Source organism: Flavobacterium sp. (assembly GCF_028689845.1).
Taxonomy (GTDB): domain Bacteria; phylum Bacteroidota; class Bacteroidia; order Flavobacteriales; family Flavobacteriaceae; genus Flavobacterium.
Map to the genome: position 1 here is coordinate 55638 of NZ_JAQVCH010000004.1, position 20832 is coordinate 76469.

A 20832-nucleotide genomic window follows, 5' to 3' on the forward strand; every position below is an offset into this window, starting at 1 on the left:
AATGAAATATTTTTTAATTATACTTCTTCTTTTCTCTTTTTCAATTCATGCAAATACCATTCACGTCGGAAAAAATCATCCGATTAAATCGGTCAAACAAGGAATTGCATTAGCTAAAGATGGTGATACCTTAATGGTTCACGGCGGAATATACAAAGAAGGAAATATAATAATTGATAAAAAAATCGTCTTTATAGGTAAAGGTTTACCTGTTTTAGATGGTGAAAAAAAACATGAAGTGCTTTCTATAAAAGCAGATAGTGTTGTAGTAGATGGTTTTAAAGTGATTCGTTCGGCTTATGCAACCATTACTGACCCATGCGGAATCAAAGTGTATAATAAACAATATGTGGTTATTCAGAATAATGTTTTAGATGATAATTTTTTTGGTATATATCTACAAAATAGTAAAAATTGTACCATAAAAAACAATTATTTAAAGGCTTACGGAAAGGAAGAACAACAATTAGGTAATGGAATACACTGTTGGAAATCAAATGATATTTTAATTATTGGCAATCGTATTGACGGCCATCGAGACGGAATTTATTTTGAATTTGTATATGATTCTTTAGTATGGAGAAACATCAGCATTAATAATATTCGGTATGGATTACACTTCATGTTTTCTCATAGTGATACGTACATTACCAACATTTTTAGAAATAATGGTGCTGGAGTGGCCGTAATGTATAGTAAAGATGTAAAAATGTTTAATAATCATTTTGAAGAAAATTGGGGCGATTCTGCTTATGGGTTATTGCTAAAAGACATTTCAGATAGTTATATTTTTAACAACACCTTTGCCCGAAATACTTCTGCCATTTATATGGAAGGAGCTTCAAGAAATAGAATAGAAAAAAATGTTTTTTTATCCAATGGTTGGGGATTGAAAATTCAAGCAAGCTGTTTGGATAATGAAATTGTCAATAATAATTTTTTAAAAAATACTTTTGATATAAGCACCAACGGAAGTTTAGTCTTAAACACATTTAACTCTAATTATTGGGATAAATATGAAGGCTATGATTTAAATAAAGATGGAATTGGCGACGTGCCTTATCACCCATTAAGTTTATTTGCCGTTTTAACTGAATCAACTCCATCAGCGATGCTCTTATACAGAAGCTTCATGATCACACTATTAGATAAGTCTGAAAAAATCTTACCAAGTATCACACCAGACAACTTTATTGATAAAACGCCATTAATGAAATCGTTGCCACTATGATTGAAATAAATAATTTAAATAAAAAATTCGGAAAATTAGAAGTTTTAAAAAATGTTAATCTTTCGTGTAAAAAAGGACAATGTATTGCTTTAATTGGACCTAACGGATGTGGAAAAACAACCCTAATAAAATCAGTTCTTGGAATGGTTTTGCCAGATAAAGGTTCGATAGAATTTAATGGTAAATCAATTTTAAAAGAGTATTTATACCGTTCAAGTATTGGTTATATGCCGCAAATTGGACGCTATCCTGATAATATGACAATTGGTCAAATTATCGATATGATTAAAACAATTAGAAATTCGGACGAAGCATTAGATGAAGATTTATTACATGCGTTCGAACTTGAAAAAATGTTTGATAAAAAAATGCGAACGCTTTCTGGCGGAACAACTCAAAAAGTAAGTGCAGTTTTAGCTTTTTTATTTAATCCAGAGGTGTTAATACTAGATGAACCTACTGCTGGATTAGATCCATTAGCATCAGAGATTTTGAAAGAAAAAATTATCAAAGAAAAAGATAAAGGAAAACTAATTTTAATCACTTCCCATTTGTTGAGTGAATTAGATGATTTGATTACCGAAATTATTTTCATGCAAGAAGGTGAAGTGCATTTTCATAAAAAAGTAGACGATTTAAAATCTGAAACAAATGAAGATAAAATTTCAAAAGCAATTGCTTCCGTGTTGAAAAGAAATGTATATAACAAAAAAGTATAATGTTAGGATTGTTGGTTTATAATTTCGCGTTATTATTTTCATTAAATTTTAACGAAGTTAACCCACAGCCCACAACCTAAAATCTGATTATGAATAGAATTATAAAAATCATATTACTCGATATTCTCAAGAATAAAATAATCATAGCTTACACTTTGATTTTAGCAATTTTATCTTGGAGTTCTTTTGCTTTAGAAGATAACTCATCAAAAGGTATTTTAACTATTTTAAACGTAATTTTATTTACGGTTCCTCTAGTTTCCATCCTTTTTTCAACAATTTATCTCTATAATAGTTCAGAGTTTGTTGAACTTTTATTAAGTCAACCCATTAAACGAAAAAAGATTTGGATTAGCTTATTTCTGGGACTTTGTTTTTCCATGATACTCGCTTTTTTTGTCGGAGCAGGAATTCCCTTATTAATCAATTCTCCAGATAGTGTCGGAGTAATGATGCTCATTAACGGTTGTTTTATCACCGCAATTTTTACAGCCCTAGCATTTTTAAGTTCCATTTTGACCCGTGATAAAGCAAAAGGAATCGGAATAGCCATTATGACTTGGTTGTTTTTTGCACTTCTTTTTGACGGATTAGTTTTGTTTTTATTATTTCAATTTCAAGAGTATCCTATAGAAAATGCAATGGTCGGAATTACCGCATTTAGTCCAATTGACTTAGCTCGAATTCAAATTTTATTACATCTTGACGTATCGGCCATGATGGGCTATACTGGAGCTATCTTCAAAGAATTTTTTGGAACTTCAACGGGTTTAATTATCTCTTTTTTATTATTGATATTATGGATAATTGTTCCGTTTTTCGTTTCCTTAGTCAAGTTTAAAAATAAAGATTTATAACCTAATCTTTTAAGTGATGAAAAAAGATATCCAAAATAGAGATGACATCATCAAATTAGTTGATGCATTTTATATAAAAGTAAAAGCAGACGATCTCCTTGGAAACATTTTTACAGACGTGGTTCATGTAAATTGGGAAACGCACTTACCCAGAATGTATGATTTTTGGGAAAACATTCTTTTTTGTACAGGTAATTTTGATGGAAATCCGATGATGACGCACAAAGCATTAAATCAAAAAAAACAAATGGACTTTACTCATTTTAACCGTTGGAATAGTATGTTTAAAGAAACAGTGGATAGTTTATTTAAAGGCGAAAAAGCCACTGAAATAAAAAACAGAGCCATGAATATCTCCAAAGCAATGATGGATAAAGCATTAAGTTAAAAAGTGTTAACTATGATTTGACGCATAGATTTTTAGCCCAATTCTTCTTAAATTTGAACAGTTTGTAAACGAAATACAAGCTGTTTTTTTTAATTTAAATTTTATAAATATGAATGTTTTAGAACAACCTACAATTGGAGAATATGTGGCAAAGGATTTTAGAACCGCTGCCGTTTTTTCAAAATATGGTATTGATTTCTGTTGTAAAGGAAATCGAACGATTGAAGAAGCTTCTGAAAAAAAAGGATTAGATTTCAATCAAATTGAACAAGAGGTTACTCAAATTTTAGCGACACAAGCCACCAATACCATCGATTTTAATTCATGGCCATCCGATTTGCTGATTGATTATATCGAAAAAACACACCACCGTTATGTCGTAGAAAAATCGGCAGTTTTAGTTCCGTTTTTAGACAAATTAACCAAAGTACATGGTGGAAATCATCCAGAATTGTTTGAAATTCATGAACTTTTTGTTGGATGTGCAAGCGAATTAGCTCAACACATGGTTAAAGAAGAGACCGTTTTATTTCCGTTTATTAAAAAAATGGAAAATGCAATCAGAACAGGTCAAGCTATCGAACAACCGCATTTTGGAACGGTAGAAAACCCGATTGCCATGATGAAACATGAACACGAAAATGAAGGTGATCGTTTTGTAAAAATTGCTGCATTAACCAATAATTACACACCACCAGCTGATGCTTGTAACACCTATAAAGTTACGTTTGCAATGTTACAAGAATTTGAACAAGATTTGCATAAACATATTCACTTAGAAAATAATATTTTATTTCCACGTGCTATTGCGATGGAAAGTAGATTCAACTAAGAATACGCATTTATAATAGGTTTTTAATTCAACTAAAAATCACTTCAAATATCTTTTTTGAAGTGATTTTTTAATTAAATAGTAAACGAGTTTGCTAGTTTGTTAGCTTTTAAAATTTAAAAAGAAATAGCGTTTATTTCAGCTTTATAAAAATCAAGTTGTTGATGAATGCTGTCATCATTAGTTTTGAAAAAAGCACTAGTTTTAAGTAAATTGTGATAATAATCAATACCCAAATTTATGTTATTTCTATACGTATTCCATTTTTTTAATTGATTAGCCGTTACTTCATCTGTAAAAGTGCTAATTTCATTTCTTAAATAGTCTACATACATTTTTAATTCTTTGACAAACAAGTTTGGGCGATTTTCTTGCAACATCACATTGGCATTTCCATAAATGTGTTGCACCATATCTTTTAGTGAATATTCGCTGTCAAAATAGGCTAAGTTTGGCCCTGGACAAATCACGACACCCTGTTGTTGTCCTTTTATTGGTAAATTATTTTCAAGATAGGAGGAATTCGCCAATCCAACGCAAAGACACGCTTTTTCAGTGATTTTTTGTTGTTTAATTTCAAATTCCTTGAGAGAAATTTCACTTTTTTGTTGGTCTAACTTGTCTAATTCTAAATCTTGGTATTTTTTTGAAGCCGTACAAATCCCTTCTTTATTATAGGATTTGTTTAAAGCTAAAAACTTTTTCGGACAAGAACTTCCTGCTTTATGATCATTAATTCTTTTTTGTTTCCAAAAATCATTAGAAACCCCTTTAATCGAATTAAAAGGAACGCCCAAAGGTGAAATGTTACTCAGATAAAAGTCTTTTTCTTTGGCTTCTGCTAATAACTTTCTCGTTTCTGCATCTACAGAAGTGGCTTCTGGTACTAAAAGAAATGGCGAACCCCAACCAATTGAATCCAACTGATATTCTTCCAATAAAAAGGCGTGTTCTTCTGCAGTTCCAACACCACCTTGAGCGGTGAATTTTATTGGTAAAGCGGCAGTTGGCAATGGAAGTTGTTTTAACGTCAATGCTTTTATCAATAAATCATGTGTAGATTGATGTAATTCGCTGCGTTTTTCTTTAAAATCTTGTAAAATGGGACCCATTAAAAAGCCTTCGGTTGCAAATGCATGGCCGCCACAATTCAAACCCGATTCAATACGGTATTCTGAAACCCATAATCCTTTTTTGGCTAAAAAATTCCCTTGAATCAAAGCCGAACGATAATCACTTACTTTGAGAATTATTTTTTTTCTAAGCAAACCATTTGTGTCAGGATAAAAATCGGGAAAACTTTCAAAATAGCTGTATAATCGCGGATTCATTCCAGCCGATAAAACGACAGATGAACTTAGATTGCTGTTAGCGAAACCTCTCAAAGCAGCATGAGCATCGTTAAATTCGATTGGTAATTGTTCGCCATTTTCAAAGTTGTCTTTATCCACTTTTGTCATAATATTGACATCAATTTCACCCAAAGAAATATTATTTTCAATAAATTGAACTAAGTTATCTTTCATCGATATTCCTTCGTCAATAAATTCTTGTAATCCTTTTTTTAAATCGGATTTGTTGGGTAAAAGAGCGATATAGTTTTCTAAAGCAGTTTTGCTTTCAGCTAAATCTTTTTTAAATTTTTCAAATTTTTGATTCACAATACTATCCATGGTATTGAGATAAGTTGTGATTCTTTTTGCTCTATAATCTTGTATTTTCTGTGTGATTTCTTGATAGGGAATACTGAACTTTTCACTGTAAAAAGCTCTCATTTTCTCTATTAAATCATCGTCTGTTATAGAAACAGTAGAAGAAATTCCATATTGAGCCACTCGAATAGGGCTATCAATGGTAAAAGCCAATCCCATCACTGGAATATGAAAGGAATGACTATTTTTTTTGTTTGACATAGTTTTATATTAAATTATTTTTGTTTGTTTTTGTTGGAATGTCTTCATTAAATGAAAAATAATGATTCCCAATCCGGTGATAATTCCTACTCCAAACAACACAAATGCAAGATGCAAACCGTGTTGCGATTCTTGAAATTTGCTAAAGGTTTCGGATGAATTCCCAAAGAGCCAAATGCTTTTTTTCAATCCCATAATCAAAAGTGTAACCCAAAATAAGATAAAGGAAATGTGAAAAATTTGGATTCCGTTTTTTAATTTTTTAACTGTTTTTTCAGAAAATGAGAAAGCGGTATTAAAAATGTAAGTGATTGAAGAAAAAAGAATTAAGGTGTTAATTCCGATGGTTGTTCCCATGGAATGGGCCACCGTAATATGGGTGCCGTGCGTAAATAAATTGATAGACGGAATTGAAATTAATAAAGCCACAATAATATTTAGAAAAACCCATAAATCGGCTAAAATCATAAATCGATAGGCAATAGAAAATTGAATCTTTTTCTCTTGGGATAGGTTTTTTCTCCAATCATAAATTATAGAGAATAGAATTACCCATTCGGTCATACTAATGACATATGCAAAATAGCGTATCCACGATGCGGTTGGCACCATATAGACATGATGAGCCCAACCAAACATCAAATTGGTTAAGCCTAAAAAGTAAAAAAAGAAGGCTTTTTTAGAAGTGGCATAACTGCTTTCACCGCTTATTTTTTCCATGACAAACAACGCGGTTCCATAAACGAGCATGTTCCATGAACCAACATAGGAACCACCAGCTTTCCATTGCACAGCGATGTTCTGTATAAAATTATCTCTAAAATAGGGAAGGAGCCATAAGTGAGCTTCGGTAAAATGAAAAATCATCAATACGATTCCGGTAGACCACATATAATAGTAAACAGGCCAAGTTTTAAACGACGAAAGCATTGATTTGAAATAATTGATTCCAAATAAAATCCATCCAGAAACAATTGGAAAATAATAATAACTTGGAAATTCCAGGTATTCTTTTCCTGCAAAATTTTTAGATAAATAAGAAAAAGCAATACCAATTCCAGTTATAATAAAGAACCAAAAATGTGCTTTGACAAGCGTATTGCTGTAGAATTTAAGGGTTGGATTCGTTTTTAAATAATAATAAATTCCGCCAATTGCTGCTAATAAAATCCAAGAAACTACAAATAAAGTATGCAACGGTCTAATCGCGTTGAAAGGAAGTTTTTCTTTGATAAAATCAGGAAATATATATTGTAATCCGCCCAATAAACCGAATGACATTCCTATAAATAAGGAAATTAAAGCAGTGATTATAAAATAAAATGGATATTTGTTATTTTCCATTTTCATGTTGTTTATTTTTAATAGTTACCCAACCGTCCTTGCTAATTTTGGCATTAACATCGGGATAATACCCCGTTTGATCAATTTCTTTAAAAAATTGTACGAGTTGGTCTTTTTCTTCCTCCGAGAAATTGAATTGTGGCATTGTTTTTATACCACTATTTACAATCGCTTTGATGTATTTTTCACCCTTTCCTTCTCGAGAATATACATTAGTAATATCGGGACCAAGGTAGCCGCCCAAACCATAAATTTGATGGCAAGAACTGCAGTTGTGTTGTAGCCAAATGTTTTCACCTTTAATTGCTTTTTCAGTTAAGTGAACGGTTTGATATGCCGTTTTAGAAGTGTAAATGATATAATTATAAATTGAAAACGAGCCAATTAATACAGTAAGAATAAGAAGGTATTTTAAATGATTTTGCATTGCAACACCTAGTTTTCGATATTGATTACTGTTTTTAATTCCACTTCACTTTTGATAGAATTGGAAATCAAACAAGCCGCTTCCGATTTTTCTAAAATACGTTGTGCTTTTTCAATTTTATCTTGATTGTCAATTGTTAATACGGGTGAGAGAATAATTTTAGTCATTAAAAACTTGCCTTCTATTTTTTCTAAAATTCCTTGGGCATCACATTTAAAGTCGATAAATTCAAAGTTAGAATAATCGGCAATAGCCAAAAAAGTAGTCATAAAACAACTTAAAACGGAACCCGTATACAAATGCTCTGGCGACCAAATATTTGGCATTCCTTTGTCAAATTCTGGTGGTGTGGCTACTTCAATTGTCGTTGGTAATTCTGGCGAAGACATGATTCCTTTTCGGTCATTTTCCCATTTTAGACTTAAATTATAGACATGTTTTTCCATTGTTTTTGTATTATAGGTTTAAAACAACAAAAGAAGGAATAACTATCGATTTTGTGTATGATTTAAGTCATAGCAGAATTAAATTATGAGTGCTATAATTCCAATTAAAAGCATTAAAAAAAAGACTAACGTTACTTTCCAAAATACATTAGCTTTTTTTAATTCCATGAAATGAAAAGCAACCAATAAAAATTTAATTCCAGAAAGTGCTAATATGGCAACTACAACCATTTTCTGAACACTATATTCGGTTAAAAAAGCTATGATAATGGTGAGCACCAAGAGAATTCCAAATATTAAGGATAATTGTCTTTTCATGGCTAAAAAATTAAATAAATGATAGGGAAAAGCAATAGCCAAATGATGTCACACATGTGCCAAAAAGTCGCCGAGGCTTCTACGTCTTCTAGTTCTGCTTTGTTTTTACTTATGCTTTGTTCGGTGAGGAATAAAATTACCAATCCAATCAATACGTGAATAATATGAAAACCGGTTAACATCCAATAAAAAGTGTAAAATGTATTGGTATCTAAAGTAATTCCGTTATCAATTTTGGTGTAATATTCATAGCTTTTTAAAAGAAGAAAAAGAAAACCGCCTAGCATGGCTAGTTTAAAAAAGAATGTTGTTTTTTTTATATTTCCTTCTTTATAAAAATGAACGGCATTAGCCATAAATAAGCCGCTTGTGAGTAGAAATAGGGTGTTTATTGCACCGATTGTTGGGTTTAATTGTAGTTTGGATTGGTGAAAAACATCGGGTTCTTGTGCTCCATAGTAGACAAAAGCTACCAACGCCATTCCGAAGGTAATGAGTTCTAAATAGATGATAATCCACATCAAAATTCCTCCAGGTGGAAAATATACGTTCTTGTAATCGATAGCTGTTTTATTCATTTATTTCTGTTTTATTTTATCATATAATTTGACCATCGATTGCAATAATTCTGATGGTGTTGTCAAAATTTGATAATGATTTTGTCCAAACATTTGAGGTAAATAATATTTGGCTTGTGCTTCAATGGCTAAGGCATACGAATTTATATTTCTTTGATTTAGCTCTCTCAACGCTTGTTTTACATCATTTACACCATATTTACCTTCATATTTATCATAATCGTTTGGTTTTCCGTCAGAAATTAAAATAATCCATTTGTTTTTGGTGTTTCTAGTATCTAAACGAGCTCCGGCGTGACGCAAAGCTGCACCAATTCTTGTATAGCCAGAAGGTTCAATAGCTCCAATTTTGTTTTTGGCGGTAGACCAATTTTCATCAAAATCTTTTACGGTTAAATAAGTTGAAAAATTTCGTGTTTTAGAATAAAAACTATCAATTGAAAAATCAATATTAAATTCGTTTAATATTTCACCAAACAAAATGGAAACTTCTTTTTCAACATCAATCACACGATTTCCTTCTGCATAACTATCGCTGGATAAACTGATGTCTAAGAGCAACAAAATAGATAAATCCTTTTCTCTTTTTCTGTTGGAAATATAAATTTTTTCAGTCGGATTTTTTTTGGAATGCACATCAACATACAAATCAGTTATGGCATCAATATCAAATTCTTCGCCTTGATTTTGTCGTTTTTGTTGTTGCATTTTGTTGTTTAAATTCGTCAGAATCTTTCTTAAATTCGTAAGCGTTGCACTGTTTTTAAGGATGGTTTTTTTATAATAACCAGCATCTGTTTTCAATTGTGTTTTAGGATAAACTTTACAAAATTTGTCTTTGTATTTTCGTTTTTCAAAATCCCATTCGTCATACAAAAGATGAAAACCTTTGGTATCAATTTCGGCACTTTCAGAAATAGACGTATTTTCGGTAAATTCAGATTGATAAACAGAATGAGCCGTGTCATCAACACGAACGGTGAATTTCATATTCAAATCTTCAATCGCGTTTTCATGTTTTTCTAACTCATCCGAACCATCAAAATCACGCCAATTTCCATTAAATTCTTCGGCTGTTTCTGCTTTTTCAAAACTGTGTAATAAAACATAATCTTCTTGTTGTTTTTTATCAATTTCAATGGTGATAATTTCTTCTACCGCTTTTGTTTTTAAGGTTGTAATTTCTTGATTATTATTGGATTTTTTTACCAAATCAGAAAAATTTTCGAGCACACTTTCGGTACTTTCTTCTTTTTCATTTTTCATTAATTTTCCATAAATCCATGAATAATCTGTTGGATTTTTTTCTGTAGCAACGGAATCCAAATGAGTTTTTAAAGCAGTATAGATTTCTTTTGAATTGGGATAATTTTTAAATAATACATCCAATATAAGTTGTTTGTTTTCGTCTGAAAAGGATTCTTCAGCAATCAAATTAATGTTTAAATCGGATTGCATACTTAAAAACAAAACTCTAAAAAAGTAATACTTTATATTTTCTTCTTTAGAAGAAAGCAGGTTAAAATAAATAGGTAAAAAATAGTTGTTGTTTTTGTAACCACCTTCGCGTTCTGCAGGGTAAATTTCAATAGGTTTTGCTGTAATAGCTCTTGCTAAAATGGTTAAACGCGGTTTTATATCTTTTAAGAAAACAGCCTTGTTGTCTAAAAGAATTTTTTCTTTTTTTCTTTTTTTGAAATACTTAGAAACTTTTCCGAAAATGAGTTCGTCTAAATCCATTTTGTTGTTTTAAATCATCAAATCGCACAAATCCTTTAACGACTGAATCGTTTGTAAATCATCTGTCAAAGGTTCTACAATTGCAATGTGTGTTGAAAGTCTTTTTGGCAACCCACTTGTAATCAATTTTGCTGCATTTACTAAAAGTCTGGTTGAAACGGTTTCCGTTAACCCAAGTTCGGTTAGATTTCTAATTTTATTTCCAATGGCAACTAATTTTTTTGCATTATCTGCATCAATAGTTGTTTCGTTTATTAGAATTTCAACTTCTTCTTTTGGTTCAGGATAATCAAATGAAAGAGCCGCAAATCGTTGTTTAGTGGATGGTTTTAACTCTTTAAATCCACGTTGATAACCTGGGTTAAAAGAGGCAACTAACATAAAATCGTCATGTGATTTTACGGTTATTCCAAGTTTATCAATAAACAATTCTCTACGATGATCGGTTAAGGAGTGAATGGCAACAATTACGTCTGGTCTTGCTTCTGCAATTTCATCTAAATAGATAATTGCACCTTCTTTTACAGCAATTGTCATTGGTCCGTCAATCCATATTGTTTCGGCACCTTTGATGATAAAACGCCCAATTAAATCGGTAGAAGATGTTTCTTCATGGCAACTAATTGTGATGAGTTTTTTGTTTAATTGATGAGCCATATACTCAATAAAACGCGATTTTCCTGTACCAGTTGGCCCTTTTAAAAGCAATGGAATTTTATTTGAATAAGCGTGAGAAAATATTTCTTCTTCCTTTCCAATGGAATGATAATAGGGAATAGTTTGTGTCATTTTGAATTTAAATTATTGTTTAGCCTCAGCTTTATATGAAAATAAATTAGGGTTGATTTTTATAGAAAGAAAAGCCCAATTATTACCAGCATTTTTGTTTCCTGTTTTTATGATTTCCATGGATGATGAAGCAAACATTTGAGAATATCCACCTTCAACTGTTACATAATCATACATTTTGTATCCACATGTTACATCTACTTCAGTTCCAAGATAGTTGTCTTGTTTTTCTCCCGCATTATAAATGGAAGCAGCTGAGGCAAAATAATGTGGTGTTACTTTTGCAAAAAACTTATTTTTTTCATAGCCAAGATTCACATAAATATCATTTAATCCTATTGAATTTGCGTGATTGCCTACGTAGAAATAATCCATATAGCCATTAAATTTATGATTAGTTCCGTACAAAGGATTGAACGATTTTACATCAGTTGAAGTATCGTTTTGGTCTTTTCCAGAGAGTACTTCAAATCCTAAACCAGTGTTGAAATTGGTGTTGATTTTGTAATTTACATTAGCAGAAAAATAATGAGCACTAACAGAATTAGTTGCTATTTTTCCTGTTTGTAAATACGCAGCACCATCGACATTTAACTTGTTTTTTTTGTAGACCAATCGTGTTCCGATAGTTTGACTATAATCCACTTTTTCTTCCGTGTCAACAAGATAGGGCATTCCGTTATTAAGTGCTAAAACGCTTAAATTAAACTCATTAAAATCGGTGTGATACCATAAATATTGAAAAGATTTATATTGTGGAACAGTGTAATCTTCTTGGAAATTAGTTTCTTTATTTGCATTTAAGGCCAATCCTAAATGAAATTTATTTTTTGAATTGGGATTGAATTTTAAAAGAAAAGCATCATGACTTCTGGCTTGCATTGTCCAATCTACATTTCCAAAAATACGGGCATCGTCATAATTAATTTCTTGTCTTCCTAACTTAAACGAAAATTGCTCCTCTAATTTAATTTCGCCATAAGCTTCATGAAAAGCATTATTTAAATCTGTTTTTGAAGTAGTGGCAACATCGCCCCAAGTTCTTACATTTTGAGGCGAAACTTTTAATATAATATTTTAAAAGAGTAATCAAAAGTTAATCGGGTGCGTTGCGAAATAAAAGAAGCTGCTTTTTCTGAATCTGGTTTTAAGGTCCCGTAACCATTTCTATTTTCAAATCGGGCACGTAAATCGGCACTGACGTCAAATTGTTGAGCTTTCGTTGAACTAAATGCAAGTAGAGCAATAACGAGGCTGCAAAAATATTTTTTCATGATATTATAGGTTTACTGTTTCAATAATTTTTTCGACAGTTTCTTTGTTGTTCACGCCTAAACCTTCTTGTTGATGAACTAATTCACCTTCTTTATTAAAAACACTAATAATATTTGAATGTGAAAAATCAATGGGAGAAATTTGTTTGTATTTGACCGCTAGTACATTTGCAAATTCCTGTACTGTTGTTTTTGTTCCTTGAAGAAATATCCATTGTGGAGCTTCCATAAAGTTTACTTTAGCAAATTCTTTCAGTTTATCGGGAGTATCAATTTCGGGATCGATGCTTACTAAGACAAAGTTTAAATCATTCAGCTTATTTTTTGGCATTTTAGATTCAATATCTCGCATATCGGCTACTAATCTTGGGCAAGCCGCTTTGCAACTAGTATATATCATAACCATCACCGTTACTTTTCCTCTAAAATCTTTAATTTCAACGGTTTTATTGTCTTGTGTCTTCCATTTACTGGATAAATTAAAAATAGATTCTTCTGAAATTGGCGTGTCTTTAATTTGTTTTTCTTCTTGTTTACAACCGAACAGAAATAAACTTGAAATGATAAATAGCAGTATTCTTGTTTTCATTTTTCAATATCTTTTACACATCTAAACCCTAAATTTTGAACCGAATAATTTGCTTTCACACTTCCTCTAAAAGCATATCGAATAAATGCGGCATAATTCATTAAATCAGTTGCGTTTAAAGAACCACTTCCACAAAATAAGTTGTTGTTTTCTGCCGAATCACCTCTGGATTCACCCGTAATTAAAACCGAATTAAAATCTGAAGTCCATTCCCAAACTAATCCATGCAAATCATAAACACCGTAATAGTTTTTAAAAGTAGTTCCAACTTCTTTTTGGTATGTTTTTGGCTTTTCATACCAATCTAAAATAATTTGATTGTAGGATTCTAACTTTCGAGCATCTGGAATTGTTTCATCCGCCATTGCTGCATATTCCCATTCATCTACTGTTGCTAATCTTTTTCCTTGGCAATCACAATACGCATTTGCAGCATACCATGAAACATTTGTAACCGGACTATTTGGTTTAGCGTCAACATTTAATAAAGTATCATTTTGCCATTTAACTAGGTAATTTCCGTCGGCAAATAATTTTTTAACCTTTGATTTTTGCCATTTTTCATTCTTTTTAACAAAATCTAAAAATTCAGCATTTGTTACAGGATGTACATCCATATATAAATCATTCACAATTACTTCTTCTTGTTTTTGTCCATATAAAGGAACGTAACTTCCACCTTTAACAAGAGCCATTTCAGTTGTAACACTAAAAGAGCTATCTGCTTCTTTTGATATAGTTATATTTGAAATAGGACTAGTTACGGCAGCATTTTGTCCTTCATTGTTTTCACAAGAAACAATAAGTAAAATGACTAATAAAAAACGTATTCGGTACATTTTTGTGATTTTTACATTTAGTTAAAAAATAACCATGATAGTAAACAGTAAAGCACTATCATGGTTATGTAACTAATTAACTATTTTTTTGCATTTCTAACTTTTGTAACCATTTCTTTAGTAACATCTTTTTTGCTGTTACCCCATGTGCTATATACATAGGTTAAAACATTTGCAATTTCATCATCTGTTAATGTTTGTGCGGTCATTACACTGTTGTATGTTTTACCATTCACAACCATCTCACCCGTTTTTCCATGAATCACGATATCAATGGCTCTATCTACATCAGCATTTAAATAATCTGAATTAGCAAGAGGAGGGAAGGCGTTTGCTAAGCCTTCTCCAGCTGGTTGATGACAGGCATAACAAGTTGTAGAATAAATTGATTTTCCATCTGCAATTCGTTCAGCTAGTGTAACCGGAATTGTTGGGTTAGCCGCTTTACTACCTGGCATTGTTTGAATTGTTCCACCTTCAGGTAAATAAACAGTATTAGATTGTGTTCCAGAATAAACGGTTTTGTTTTCCTCACCAGTAACTTTTAAGATACCTAAACTTCCTTTATTAAAGGTTCTAAAGATAGAGTGGTCAACAATCACTAATGAACCTGGTACGTCTACTTTAAAGTCTACAATGGCTGCACCACCGGCAGGAATTAAAGTGGTTTGTACGTTTTTATTAATTAAAGAACCGCCTTCTACGTGTACTTTATCAAAAATTTCACCAATCACATGGAATGAAGAAACCAAGTTTGGTCCACCATTACCTACATATAAACGAACCGTTTCACCTACTTTAGCGGATAAAGATTTATCTCCAGTGATTGCACCTGTTTTTCCATTAAAAACTACATAATCTGGTTCTTCTTTAATTGCTTTTGCCATATCAAAAGGCTGTAAACCTTTTTCGCCATAAGCCCCTTTCGTATAAAAATCGCCTTGCATAATGTAGTATTCTTTATCTACTTTAGGAAGACCGCCAGCAGGTTCAACTAAAATTAAACCATACATACCATTGGCGATGTGCATTCCTACGGGAGCTGTAGCACAATGGTAAACAAACAAGCCTTCATTTAATACTTTAAAAGAAAAAGTGATTTCATGACCCGGAGCTACAAACGAGGCTTCTGCACCACCACCTGGACCTGTTACTGCATGTAAATCGATATTATGAGGTAATTTATTATCAGGATGGTTTTTTAGGTGAAATTCAATTTCATCACCAACTCTTGTTCTAATAAAACTACCAGGAACTGTACCTCCAAATGTCCAATACATGTATTTAACACCGTCGGCCATTTCACCTTCTTGCTCAATAATTTCTAAATTAACAATTAATTTTCTAGCGGGTCGATCTCCGATTGGTTTTGGAACAAATGGAGGAGAAGTTAACTCTGCAACCACAGCTACACCTACCGTTTCTATTTTTAGAGGATCAATAGTTTCTTCTTCGTTGTTGGATTTACAACTGACGAAGAGTGCGATTGCAGCAACAGCAAATACTAATTTAAGTTTTTTCATTTTATTGGTTTATTATTGATTTTCGCCTACAAGGGCTTCATCAGAGGGCAATCCGTACTTTATGAATTCATAAATAAACATTCCAATTCCAACAGTAAACATCGTGGCACAAATAAGTAATACAACAAAGTGAATGGCAATTTCATTTTGGACATCCATAAAGTCCATTTTTAATTTTCGTTCCATGTACACTTGAGCTACTCCAGCTACACCAAAGGCAACAGTCATTCCAAGTATTCCTATGTTAGAAATCCAAAAAGCCATGTGACCGTTGGTACTATTATACCGTTTACGACCTGTTAGATTTGGAAGAGCATAACTAATAATTGCTAATACAATCATTGCATACGCTCCCCAGAATGCATAATGTCCGTGCATTGCCGTGACGAGGGTTCCGTGTGTATAAAGGTTTGTTTGTGGCAAAGTATGAGCAAAACCTAGTAAACCAGCACCCACGAAAGATACGATTGCTGAGCCAATTGTCCAAAATAAAGCGATTTTATTTGGATGACTTTTTTCACCTTTGCGATACATATTTACTGCAAACAACGCCATTGCTAAGAAAGCTAGTGGTTCTAAAGCAGAGAATATTCCACCAACAACCAACCAAATTTTGTTTACACCAATATAATAATAGTGGTGACCCGTACCTAAAACTCCTGATAAAAATGTTAAACCAATAATAACGTATAACCATTTTTCAATAACTTCTCTATCAACACCTGTCAATTTAATTAATAGGTAGGATAAAATACCTCCCATAATTAATTCCCATACTCCTTCAACCCAAAGGTGAACAACCCACCATCTAAAGAATGAATCGGTTACTTGACTATCAAACCAAATCATTCCAGGAATGTATAGTAAAGCTGCAAAAACTAATCCCATTGTTAAAACCAAAGCGGTGGTTGTTCTTCGTTTTGCTTTATATAGCGTTCCTAAAATTAAACCTAAGAAAAGCAAGACATTGATAACGACTAAGAAGTCTAATTCTCGTGGAATTTCTAAAAACTTTCTTCCTTCCCAATGATTAAAATGGAAACCAACAACTGCCACCACACCAACAACGGCTAGTGATATAAGTTGTACATATGCCCATTTTATACTAATTAATTCGCGTTGGGCTTCTTCAGGAATAATATAATAGGCGGCTCCCATAAAACCAGTTAATAACCAAACTACAAGTAAGTTGGTATGAACTGCACGAGCAGTATTAAATGGAATAAATTCGTGTAAGCCTTGCATTCCTATGCGGTCAAAGCCCATGATAAAGCCATAAATTATTTGCAAGGAAAATAATAACATGCATAAGGCGAAAAACCAATAGGCTACTTTTTGTGATTTATATTTCATCTTCTTATTGTATTTTTTGTTGATCTTTTAATTTGTCTTTGGCTAAGGGAGAGACGATTCGGTCAAAACCATTTAAATCAATATTCCCAATCCATTTAAAATAGGCTACCATGGCATCCGCATCTTCTTGGCTCATTTTATATGCAACCATTTTTCTGCCTTTTGGAGCCCAAGGAGCTGGCGACATTAAGACAGCTTTAATATAGCCTTCGCCACGTCGTTCGACCACTTTAGTTAATTCAGGAGCATAATAACCCCCTTCACCCATAATGCTATGACAACCCATACAGTTATTGGATTCCCATAATTCTTTACCTCTCACAACATTCTTGTCAATGTTTTTTGAGTTTGTCTGGTCATTGCTAGGCATAAACGAATAAATAGTCAATCCAATAAAAATTAAAAAGGTGACTAAAGTACCGCCTAGAAAAAACGCTCTTGCTTGTGATTTTGAAAGCATAGATTTATAATTTTAGTTAGTATTTATTATAAAGGACAACTTTGTCTTTTATTGATGTCAAATTTCTTTTATTTTGAAATAACAAAATATGATATAAATCATAAAAGTTAAATAAAAGATAAAATTGTCTTTAATTATGTATTATAATTAATTTTGAAATAAAAAATGTTTTCAAAAAGTTGCGAATATGCTATCAGGGCCACTATTTTTATTGCTAGTAAATGTTGTGAGAATAGACGAGTAGGATTAAAAGAAATTGCAATTGCCATTGATTCTCCGATTGCTTTTACGGCAAAAATTTTACAAAAGCTGACGAAAGATAAAATTGTTCACTCCACAAAAGGAGTAAATGGTGGATTTGAAATTTTAAAAAAAGATTTAAAATCGATTCGATTGATTCAAATTGTAGGTGCTATTGACGGAAATAGTGTTTTTTCTGGTTGTGGGTTGGGGTTAGAAAATTGTTCTGAAACGCATCCTTGTCCTGTGCATTTTGAATTTAAAGAGATAAAGGAAAGGTTATTTATTATGCTAGAGAAGACGTCTTTAGAACAATTAGCATTAGAATATAAATCGGGGACTTCATTTTTGAAATATTAAAAAAAAAAGCATAGGCTACGACGACCTATGCTTTTAAATGAAGATGAACTAATACTATTTTATTTTGGTAACAATACATCACCAATTACATGGATTATTCCATTTGAAGTGGGGATAGTTGCTAAAATTTCTGAACCGTTCACAAAGGTTTTATCTCCTTCTTTTGTAATGTTAACTTTTCCACCAAAAACCATGTCAAACTTTTGATCGTTTTGCATGTATTCTGCTTTTAAAACACCTACATAAGTATGGTATCCTAAAATGTTTTCTAAGTCACCTTTTTTCTCTGGTTTTAATAATTCATCTACTGTTCCAGCTGGTAATTTGTCAAAAGCGGCATTGGTTGGTGCAAAAACGGTAAACGGACCGGCATTGCTTAAAGAACTCACAAGTCCAGCTGCTTTTACAGCGGCAACAAGTGTGGTGTGGTCTTTACTGCCTGAGGCAACTTGAACAATGTTTGGATTAGAAATGTCATCTTGAACACCTTCTTGACCCACACTTAAATCAACACCGTTTTCAACAGCCGTTGACTCTGTTGTCGTTTCGGTATTTTCTTTGCAACTTAAACTAAAAAAGAGAGCAACAATAGCTAAAAATGAGATTGTTTTTTTCATAATGGTTATACTTTATTATTACTCTGCAAAGTACTAACATTACAACATTTTATTTTATGATTTAAATCACAAAGAACAACTTTTTTTAACTTTTTTTTATATTTATGAGTGTCATGCTTAACATTCCTAAAAACAATATAAAAGCAACTCCTAATAAGATGACATTTATATATGGAATCATCGTATAACTAAAACCAGCAATGCCTTGAATAACCAAAACTAATTCATTTAAAAAGATTCCCACTGTAAAAAGGGCTAATGCTTTTTTTAACATTGAATTAGAAGATACCAATTGATTTGTAAAAAGATAAATTAATAAATACAATGAAGTAATGGCGAGTAAAACTAAATGTAAGTAGGCAATAACAATAGGACGGAATCCAAAAGCAAGTTTGCCAATGCTAGGAACAGTTGAACCCAATTGCAGCAATAATTTTAAACCAATACTAGCAACAATGCATATATATATCCATTTAAAAAAAGGAATTAAGGAATAACTTTTTAAAAATGCTGGAATAATAACTTTACTAAATTTTATCCAAGCACCAATTTGTAAAAATGCACTTAAAACCGCTAAAGCATAAACCCAAACCGGAAGTTTTAACCATAAAACAGATAATAAATAAGCTGGAATACAACTTATAAAAAACCAATTAAAAACAGTTTTATTCGCTTTAATTAAGCTAGGAGTAGGTGTGAGCTGACTTACAAATAAACCTAAACAAGCAAACCAAAACCAACCATTATACTGAAAATGTAAATAATAATAAATGGATGATAGGTATAAATCTTGTGGAACATTTCTTGTAGCCATCATATAAGCTAAAGCAAAAGTGCCTAATGACGAAATGACATTAAAAAACAAAGCTGCTTTAAACCAATTTTTAGCCAAATTATCATTAGATATCGTTTTTAAATCTTTAAAATACAAGACAGCAAACCAAAAAGAGACAAATATGGATAAAGTAGAGAATAAAATGGAGATCAAACCATAACCTTGAAAAATAAAACTAAAAAGCATAATATAGGCACAAACTAAATTAGCTATGATTACTTTTTTGTATTTTTCAAGTGATAGAGCAGGATTATACTTAGATAAAAAATAGATCATTAAAACAAAGAGTGTTTGAGTTACCCAACCAGCAAAAGCAAAATGTGAATGGGAATGTTGAATGTTTTTTTGATGAATTATTGGCAATTCAAACGCAATTTTATATCGCATTAATAAACCCAATGTAGCAACAAGCAATAAATTGAATAAGGAAAATTTAATCCAATAGGAAACGGGGAATTTCATCATTAAAAAAATAATTTATGGTTTGTAATTTCAACTTTTTTATGGTTTTTCATTTGAGTGAGGGTTCGAATGACGGTTTCTACACGCAAACCGGTAAATTCAGCAATTTCTTGTCGTGTGTATGGAATTTGAATTTTTCCACCAGTATCATTACCATTATGTTTTTTAAAATGTTCTAAAAAAGCTGTTATACGAAATTCAGGTTTTTGATTAATTACTGCTTTTGTGGTAATGGTTTTATTGAAAATTCGTAAGGCTAACAAACGCATAAAACTTTTGTTAATTTCAGGATATTCTTCAATTATAGTAAGGAATTTGTCTTTTGAAATTTTAATAATCACACTGTTTTCCATAGCAATGGAATTACAAGGATAAACTTCATCTATTAAGAGTGGTGGTTCTCCAAAACTACTCCCTTTTTTGAATATTCCATGTGTAAAGTCTTTTCCATCTTCATTTGTACAAAACATTTTTACAGAGCCTTCTACAATTTGATAAAAGAATAAAGCCAAGTCGTCTTCATAAAAAATGATTTCATCTTTTTGATACTTTTTGGCCACAGCTCCCCATGTGAATAATAAATCCAAGTCAATTTGCATAGTAAACCCAATTTAAACCTTACAAATATTCTAAAATTAAAAATATAATAAAAATGACATTTATCATATATGTAACAATCGTTACAATATAATAATAAA

At 31.7% G+C, this 20832-nt stretch carries 24 protein-coding genes; 6 read left to right on the top strand and 18 right to left on the bottom strand.

The genetic code is table 11. The features are described 5' to 3' along the window. The first annotated feature begins 1 nt into the window (after position 1). The 5 genes from PHR76_RS02835 to ric all read left to right on the top strand — a co-directional run bounded on the left by PHR76_RS02835 (position 2) and on the right by ric (position 4027). Positions 2-1231, top strand: a complete 1230-nt coding sequence (locus PHR76_RS02835; RefSeq protein WP_300058336.1) for a nitrous oxide reductase family maturation protein NosD — start codon at positions 2-4, stop codon at positions 1229-1231. Then, positions 1228-1950 carry an ABC transporter ATP-binding protein gene (locus PHR76_RS02840; protein ID WP_300058339.1) on the top strand — a complete coding sequence of 241 codons (723 nt, stop codon included), beginning with the start codon at positions 1228-1230 and terminating at the stop codon, positions 1948-1950. The genes PHR76_RS02835 and PHR76_RS02840 overlap by 4 nt, the downstream gene beginning before the upstream one ends. A gap of 89 nt (positions 1951-2039) precedes the next feature. Then, the gene (locus PHR76_RS02845; protein WP_300058342.1) at positions 2040-2807 is read left to right on the top strand and encodes an ABC transporter permease subunit; all 768 of its coding nucleotides are present in this window, start codon (positions 2040-2042) and stop codon (positions 2805-2807) included. A gap of 16 nt (positions 2808-2823) precedes the next feature. Then, positions 2824-3195, top strand: coding sequence for a group III truncated hemoglobin (locus PHR76_RS02850; RefSeq protein ID WP_300058344.1), 372 nt, complete (start codon positions 2824-2826; stop codon positions 3193-3195). 109 nt (positions 3196-3304) lie between these two features. Then, positions 3305-4027, top strand: a complete 723-nt coding sequence (gene ric / locus PHR76_RS02855; RefSeq protein ID WP_300058347.1) for an iron-sulfur cluster repair di-iron protein — start codon at positions 3305-3307, stop codon at positions 4025-4027. A gap of 116 nt (positions 4028-4143) precedes the next feature. Here ric and PHR76_RS02860 read toward each other — a convergent pair whose 3' ends face one another. From PHR76_RS02860 to PHR76_RS02930, 15 genes are all read right to left on the bottom strand, one after another. Beyond that, positions 4144-5940 carry a hypothetical protein gene (locus tag PHR76_RS02860; protein ID WP_300058350.1) on the bottom strand — a complete coding sequence of 599 codons (1797 nt, stop codon included), beginning with the start codon at positions 5938-5940 and terminating at the stop codon, positions 4144-4146. Positions 5941-5949: 9 nt separating this feature from the next. Beyond that, positions 5950-7284: a cbb3-type cytochrome c oxidase subunit I gene (locus tag PHR76_RS02865; protein WP_300058352.1), complete on the bottom strand. Its 1335-nt coding sequence runs from the start codon at positions 7282-7284 to the stop codon at positions 5950-5952. Then, positions 7274-7711, bottom strand: coding sequence for a cytochrome c (locus tag PHR76_RS02870; protein ID WP_300058355.1), 438 nt, complete (start codon positions 7709-7711; stop codon positions 7274-7276). The genes PHR76_RS02865 and PHR76_RS02870 overlap by 11 nt, the downstream gene beginning before the upstream one ends. Positions 7712-7719: 8 nt before the next feature. Beyond that, positions 7720-8157, bottom strand: a complete 438-nt coding sequence (locus PHR76_RS02875) for an OsmC family protein (RefSeq protein WP_300058356.1) — start codon at positions 8155-8157, stop codon at positions 7720-7722. A gap of 78 nt (positions 8158-8235) precedes the next feature. Beyond that, positions 8236-8475: a cytochrome C oxidase subunit IV family protein gene (locus tag PHR76_RS02880; protein WP_300058359.1), complete on the bottom strand. Its 240-nt coding sequence runs from the start codon at positions 8473-8475 to the stop codon at positions 8236-8238. Positions 8476-8477: 2 nt separating this feature from the next. Further along, complete coding sequence (locus tag PHR76_RS02885) at positions 8478-9053, bottom strand: cytochrome c oxidase subunit 3 (protein ID WP_300058362.1); 576 nt, start codon at positions 9051-9053, stop codon at positions 8478-8480. Next, positions 9054-10793 (bottom strand): VWA domain-containing protein, encoded by a 1740-nt coding sequence (locus PHR76_RS02890; RefSeq protein WP_300058364.1) that lies wholly within the window; start codon positions 10791-10793, stop codon positions 9054-9056. 9 nt (positions 10794-10802) lie between these two features. Next, positions 10803-11582, bottom strand: a complete 780-nt coding sequence (locus PHR76_RS02895; RefSeq protein WP_300058366.1) for a CbbQ/NirQ/NorQ/GpvN family protein — start codon at positions 11580-11582, stop codon at positions 10803-10805. Positions 11583-11594: 12 nt separating this feature from the next. Continuing rightward, positions 11595-12656 (bottom strand): alginate export family protein, encoded by a 1062-nt coding sequence (locus tag PHR76_RS02900; RefSeq protein WP_366143565.1) that lies wholly within the window; start codon positions 12654-12656, stop codon positions 11595-11597. After that, on the bottom strand, positions 12647-12856 hold the full coding sequence (locus PHR76_RS02905; RefSeq protein WP_300058369.1) for a hypothetical protein: 210 nt from the start codon (positions 12854-12856) through the stop codon (positions 12647-12649). The genes PHR76_RS02900 and PHR76_RS02905 overlap by 10 nt, the downstream gene beginning before the upstream one ends. A 4-nt stretch (positions 12857-12860) precedes the next feature. After that, positions 12861-13445 carry an SCO family protein gene (locus PHR76_RS02910; protein ID WP_300058372.1) on the bottom strand — a complete coding sequence of 195 codons (585 nt, stop codon included), beginning with the start codon at positions 13443-13445 and terminating at the stop codon, positions 12861-12863. After that, complete coding sequence (locus tag PHR76_RS02915; protein ID WP_300058374.1) at positions 13442-14284, bottom strand: formylglycine-generating enzyme family protein; 843 nt, start codon at positions 14282-14284, stop codon at positions 13442-13444. The genes PHR76_RS02910 and PHR76_RS02915 overlap by 4 nt, the downstream gene beginning before the upstream one ends. A gap of 80 nt (positions 14285-14364) precedes the next feature. Continuing rightward, positions 14365-15807 (bottom strand): copper-containing nitrite reductase, encoded by a 1443-nt coding sequence (gene nirK, locus PHR76_RS02920; protein WP_300058376.1) that lies wholly within the window; start codon positions 15805-15807, stop codon positions 14365-14367. A gap of 12 nt (positions 15808-15819) precedes the next feature. Then, complete coding sequence (locus PHR76_RS02925) at positions 15820-17160, bottom strand: cbb3-type cytochrome c oxidase subunit I (RefSeq protein WP_300058378.1); 1341 nt, start codon at positions 17158-17160, stop codon at positions 15820-15822. Between the two features lie 4 nt (positions 17161-17164). Then, entirely contained in the window at positions 17165-17620 is a 456-nt protein-coding gene (locus PHR76_RS02930) for a cytochrome c (RefSeq protein WP_300058381.1), read from the bottom strand. A 165-nt stretch (positions 17621-17785) separates the two neighbouring features. Between PHR76_RS02930 and PHR76_RS02935 the strand changes: the two genes are divergently transcribed. Beyond that, positions 17786-18220 carry an Rrf2 family transcriptional regulator gene (locus PHR76_RS02935; RefSeq protein ID WP_300058383.1) on the top strand — a complete coding sequence of 145 codons (435 nt, stop codon included), beginning with the start codon at positions 17786-17788 and terminating at the stop codon, positions 18218-18220. Positions 18221-18279: 59 nt separating this feature from the next. Here the strand turns inward: PHR76_RS02935 and PHR76_RS02940 are convergent, their stop codons facing one another. The 3 genes from PHR76_RS02940 to PHR76_RS02950 all read right to left on the bottom strand — a co-directional run bounded on the left by PHR76_RS02940 (position 18280) and on the right by PHR76_RS02950 (position 20733). Beyond that, complete coding sequence (locus tag PHR76_RS02940; RefSeq protein WP_300058385.1) at positions 18280-18837, bottom strand: fasciclin domain-containing protein; 558 nt, start codon at positions 18835-18837, stop codon at positions 18280-18282. An 85-nt stretch (positions 18838-18922) separates the two neighbouring features. Continuing rightward, positions 18923-20137: a hypothetical protein gene (locus PHR76_RS02945; protein ID WP_300058387.1), complete on the bottom strand. Its 1215-nt coding sequence runs from the start codon at positions 20135-20137 to the stop codon at positions 18923-18925. Further along, positions 20137-20733 carry a Crp/Fnr family transcriptional regulator gene (locus PHR76_RS02950; RefSeq protein WP_300058390.1) on the bottom strand — a complete coding sequence of 199 codons (597 nt, stop codon included), beginning with the start codon at positions 20731-20733 and terminating at the stop codon, positions 20137-20139. Before PHR76_RS02950 ends, PHR76_RS02945 begins: the two co-directional genes overlap by 1 nt. Positions 20734-20832 lie beyond the last annotated feature (99 nt).

Bases quoted from the DNA above. Each gene is read 5' to 3' on its own strand.
- PHR76_RS02925 (WP_300058378.1), bottom strand. From the start codon at position 17,160: ATGAAATATAAATCACAAAAAGTAGCCTATTGGTTTTTCGCCTTATGC.
- PHR76_RS02835 (WP_300058336.1), top strand. From the start codon at position 2: ATGAAATATTTTTTAATTATACTTCTTCTTTTCTCTTTTTCAATTCAT.
- PHR76_RS02915 (WP_300058374.1), bottom strand. From the start codon at position 14,284: ATGTACCGAATACGTTTTTTATTAGTCATTTTACTTATTGTTTCTTGT.
- PHR76_RS02950 (WP_300058390.1), bottom strand. From the start codon at position 20,733: ATGCAAATTGACTTGGATTTATTATTCACATGGGGAGCTGTGGCCAAA.
- PHR76_RS02905 (WP_300058369.1), bottom strand. From the start codon at position 12,856: ATGAAAAAATATTTTTGCAGCCTCGTTATTGCTCTACTTGCATTTAGT.
- PHR76_RS02935 (WP_300058383.1), top strand. From the start codon at position 17,786: ATGTTTTCAAAAAGTTGCGAATATGCTATCAGGGCCACTATTTTTATT.
- PHR76_RS02875 (WP_300058356.1), bottom strand. From the start codon at position 8,157: ATGGAAAAACATGTCTATAATTTAAGTCTAAAATGGGAAAATGACCGA.
- PHR76_RS02940 (WP_300058385.1), bottom strand. From the start codon at position 18,837: ATGAAAAAAACAATCTCATTTTTAGCTATTGTTGCTCTCTTTTTTAGT.
- PHR76_RS02860 (WP_300058350.1), bottom strand. From the start codon at position 5,940: ATGTCAAACAAAAAAAATAGTCATTCCTTTCATATTCCAGTGATGGGA.
- PHR76_RS02865 (WP_300058352.1), bottom strand. From the start codon at position 7,284: ATGGAAAATAACAAATATCCATTTTATTTTATAATCACTGCTTTAATT.
- PHR76_RS02895 (WP_300058366.1), bottom strand. From the start codon at position 11,582: ATGACACAAACTATTCCCTATTATCATTCCATTGGAAAGGAAGAAGAA.
- nirK (WP_300058376.1), bottom strand. From the start codon at position 15,807: ATGAAAAAACTTAAATTAGTATTTGCTGTTGCTGCAATCGCACTCTTC.
- PHR76_RS02910 (WP_300058372.1), bottom strand. From the start codon at position 13,445: ATGAAAACAAGAATACTGCTATTTATCATTTCAAGTTTATTTCTGTTC.
- PHR76_RS02850 (WP_300058344.1), top strand. From the start codon at position 2,824: ATGAAAAAAGATATCCAAAATAGAGATGACATCATCAAATTAGTTGAT.
- PHR76_RS02930 (WP_300058381.1), bottom strand. From the start codon at position 17,620: ATGCTTTCAAAATCACAAGCAAGAGCGTTTTTTCTAGGCGGTACTTTA.
- PHR76_RS02885 (WP_300058362.1), bottom strand. From the start codon at position 9,053: ATGAATAAAACAGCTATCGATTACAAGAACGTATATTTTCCACCTGGA.
- PHR76_RS02945 (WP_300058387.1), bottom strand. From the start codon at position 20,137: ATGATGAAATTCCCCGTTTCCTATTGGATTAAATTTTCCTTATTCAAT.
- PHR76_RS02840 (WP_300058339.1), top strand. From the start codon at position 1,228: ATGATTGAAATAAATAATTTAAATAAAAAATTCGGAAAATTAGAAGTT.
- PHR76_RS02880 (WP_300058359.1), bottom strand. From the start codon at position 8,475: ATGAAAAGACAATTATCCTTAATATTTGGAATTCTCTTGGTGCTCACC.
- PHR76_RS02845 (WP_300058342.1), top strand. From the start codon at position 2,040: ATGAATAGAATTATAAAAATCATATTACTCGATATTCTCAAGAATAAA.
- PHR76_RS02890 (WP_300058364.1), bottom strand. From the start codon at position 10,793: ATGGATTTAGACGAACTCATTTTCGGAAAAGTTTCTAAGTATTTCAAA.
- ric (WP_300058347.1), top strand. From the start codon at position 3,305: ATGAATGTTTTAGAACAACCTACAATTGGAGAATATGTGGCAAAGGAT.
- PHR76_RS02870 (WP_300058355.1), bottom strand. From the start codon at position 7,711: ATGCAAAATCATTTAAAATACCTTCTTATTCTTACTGTATTAATTGGC.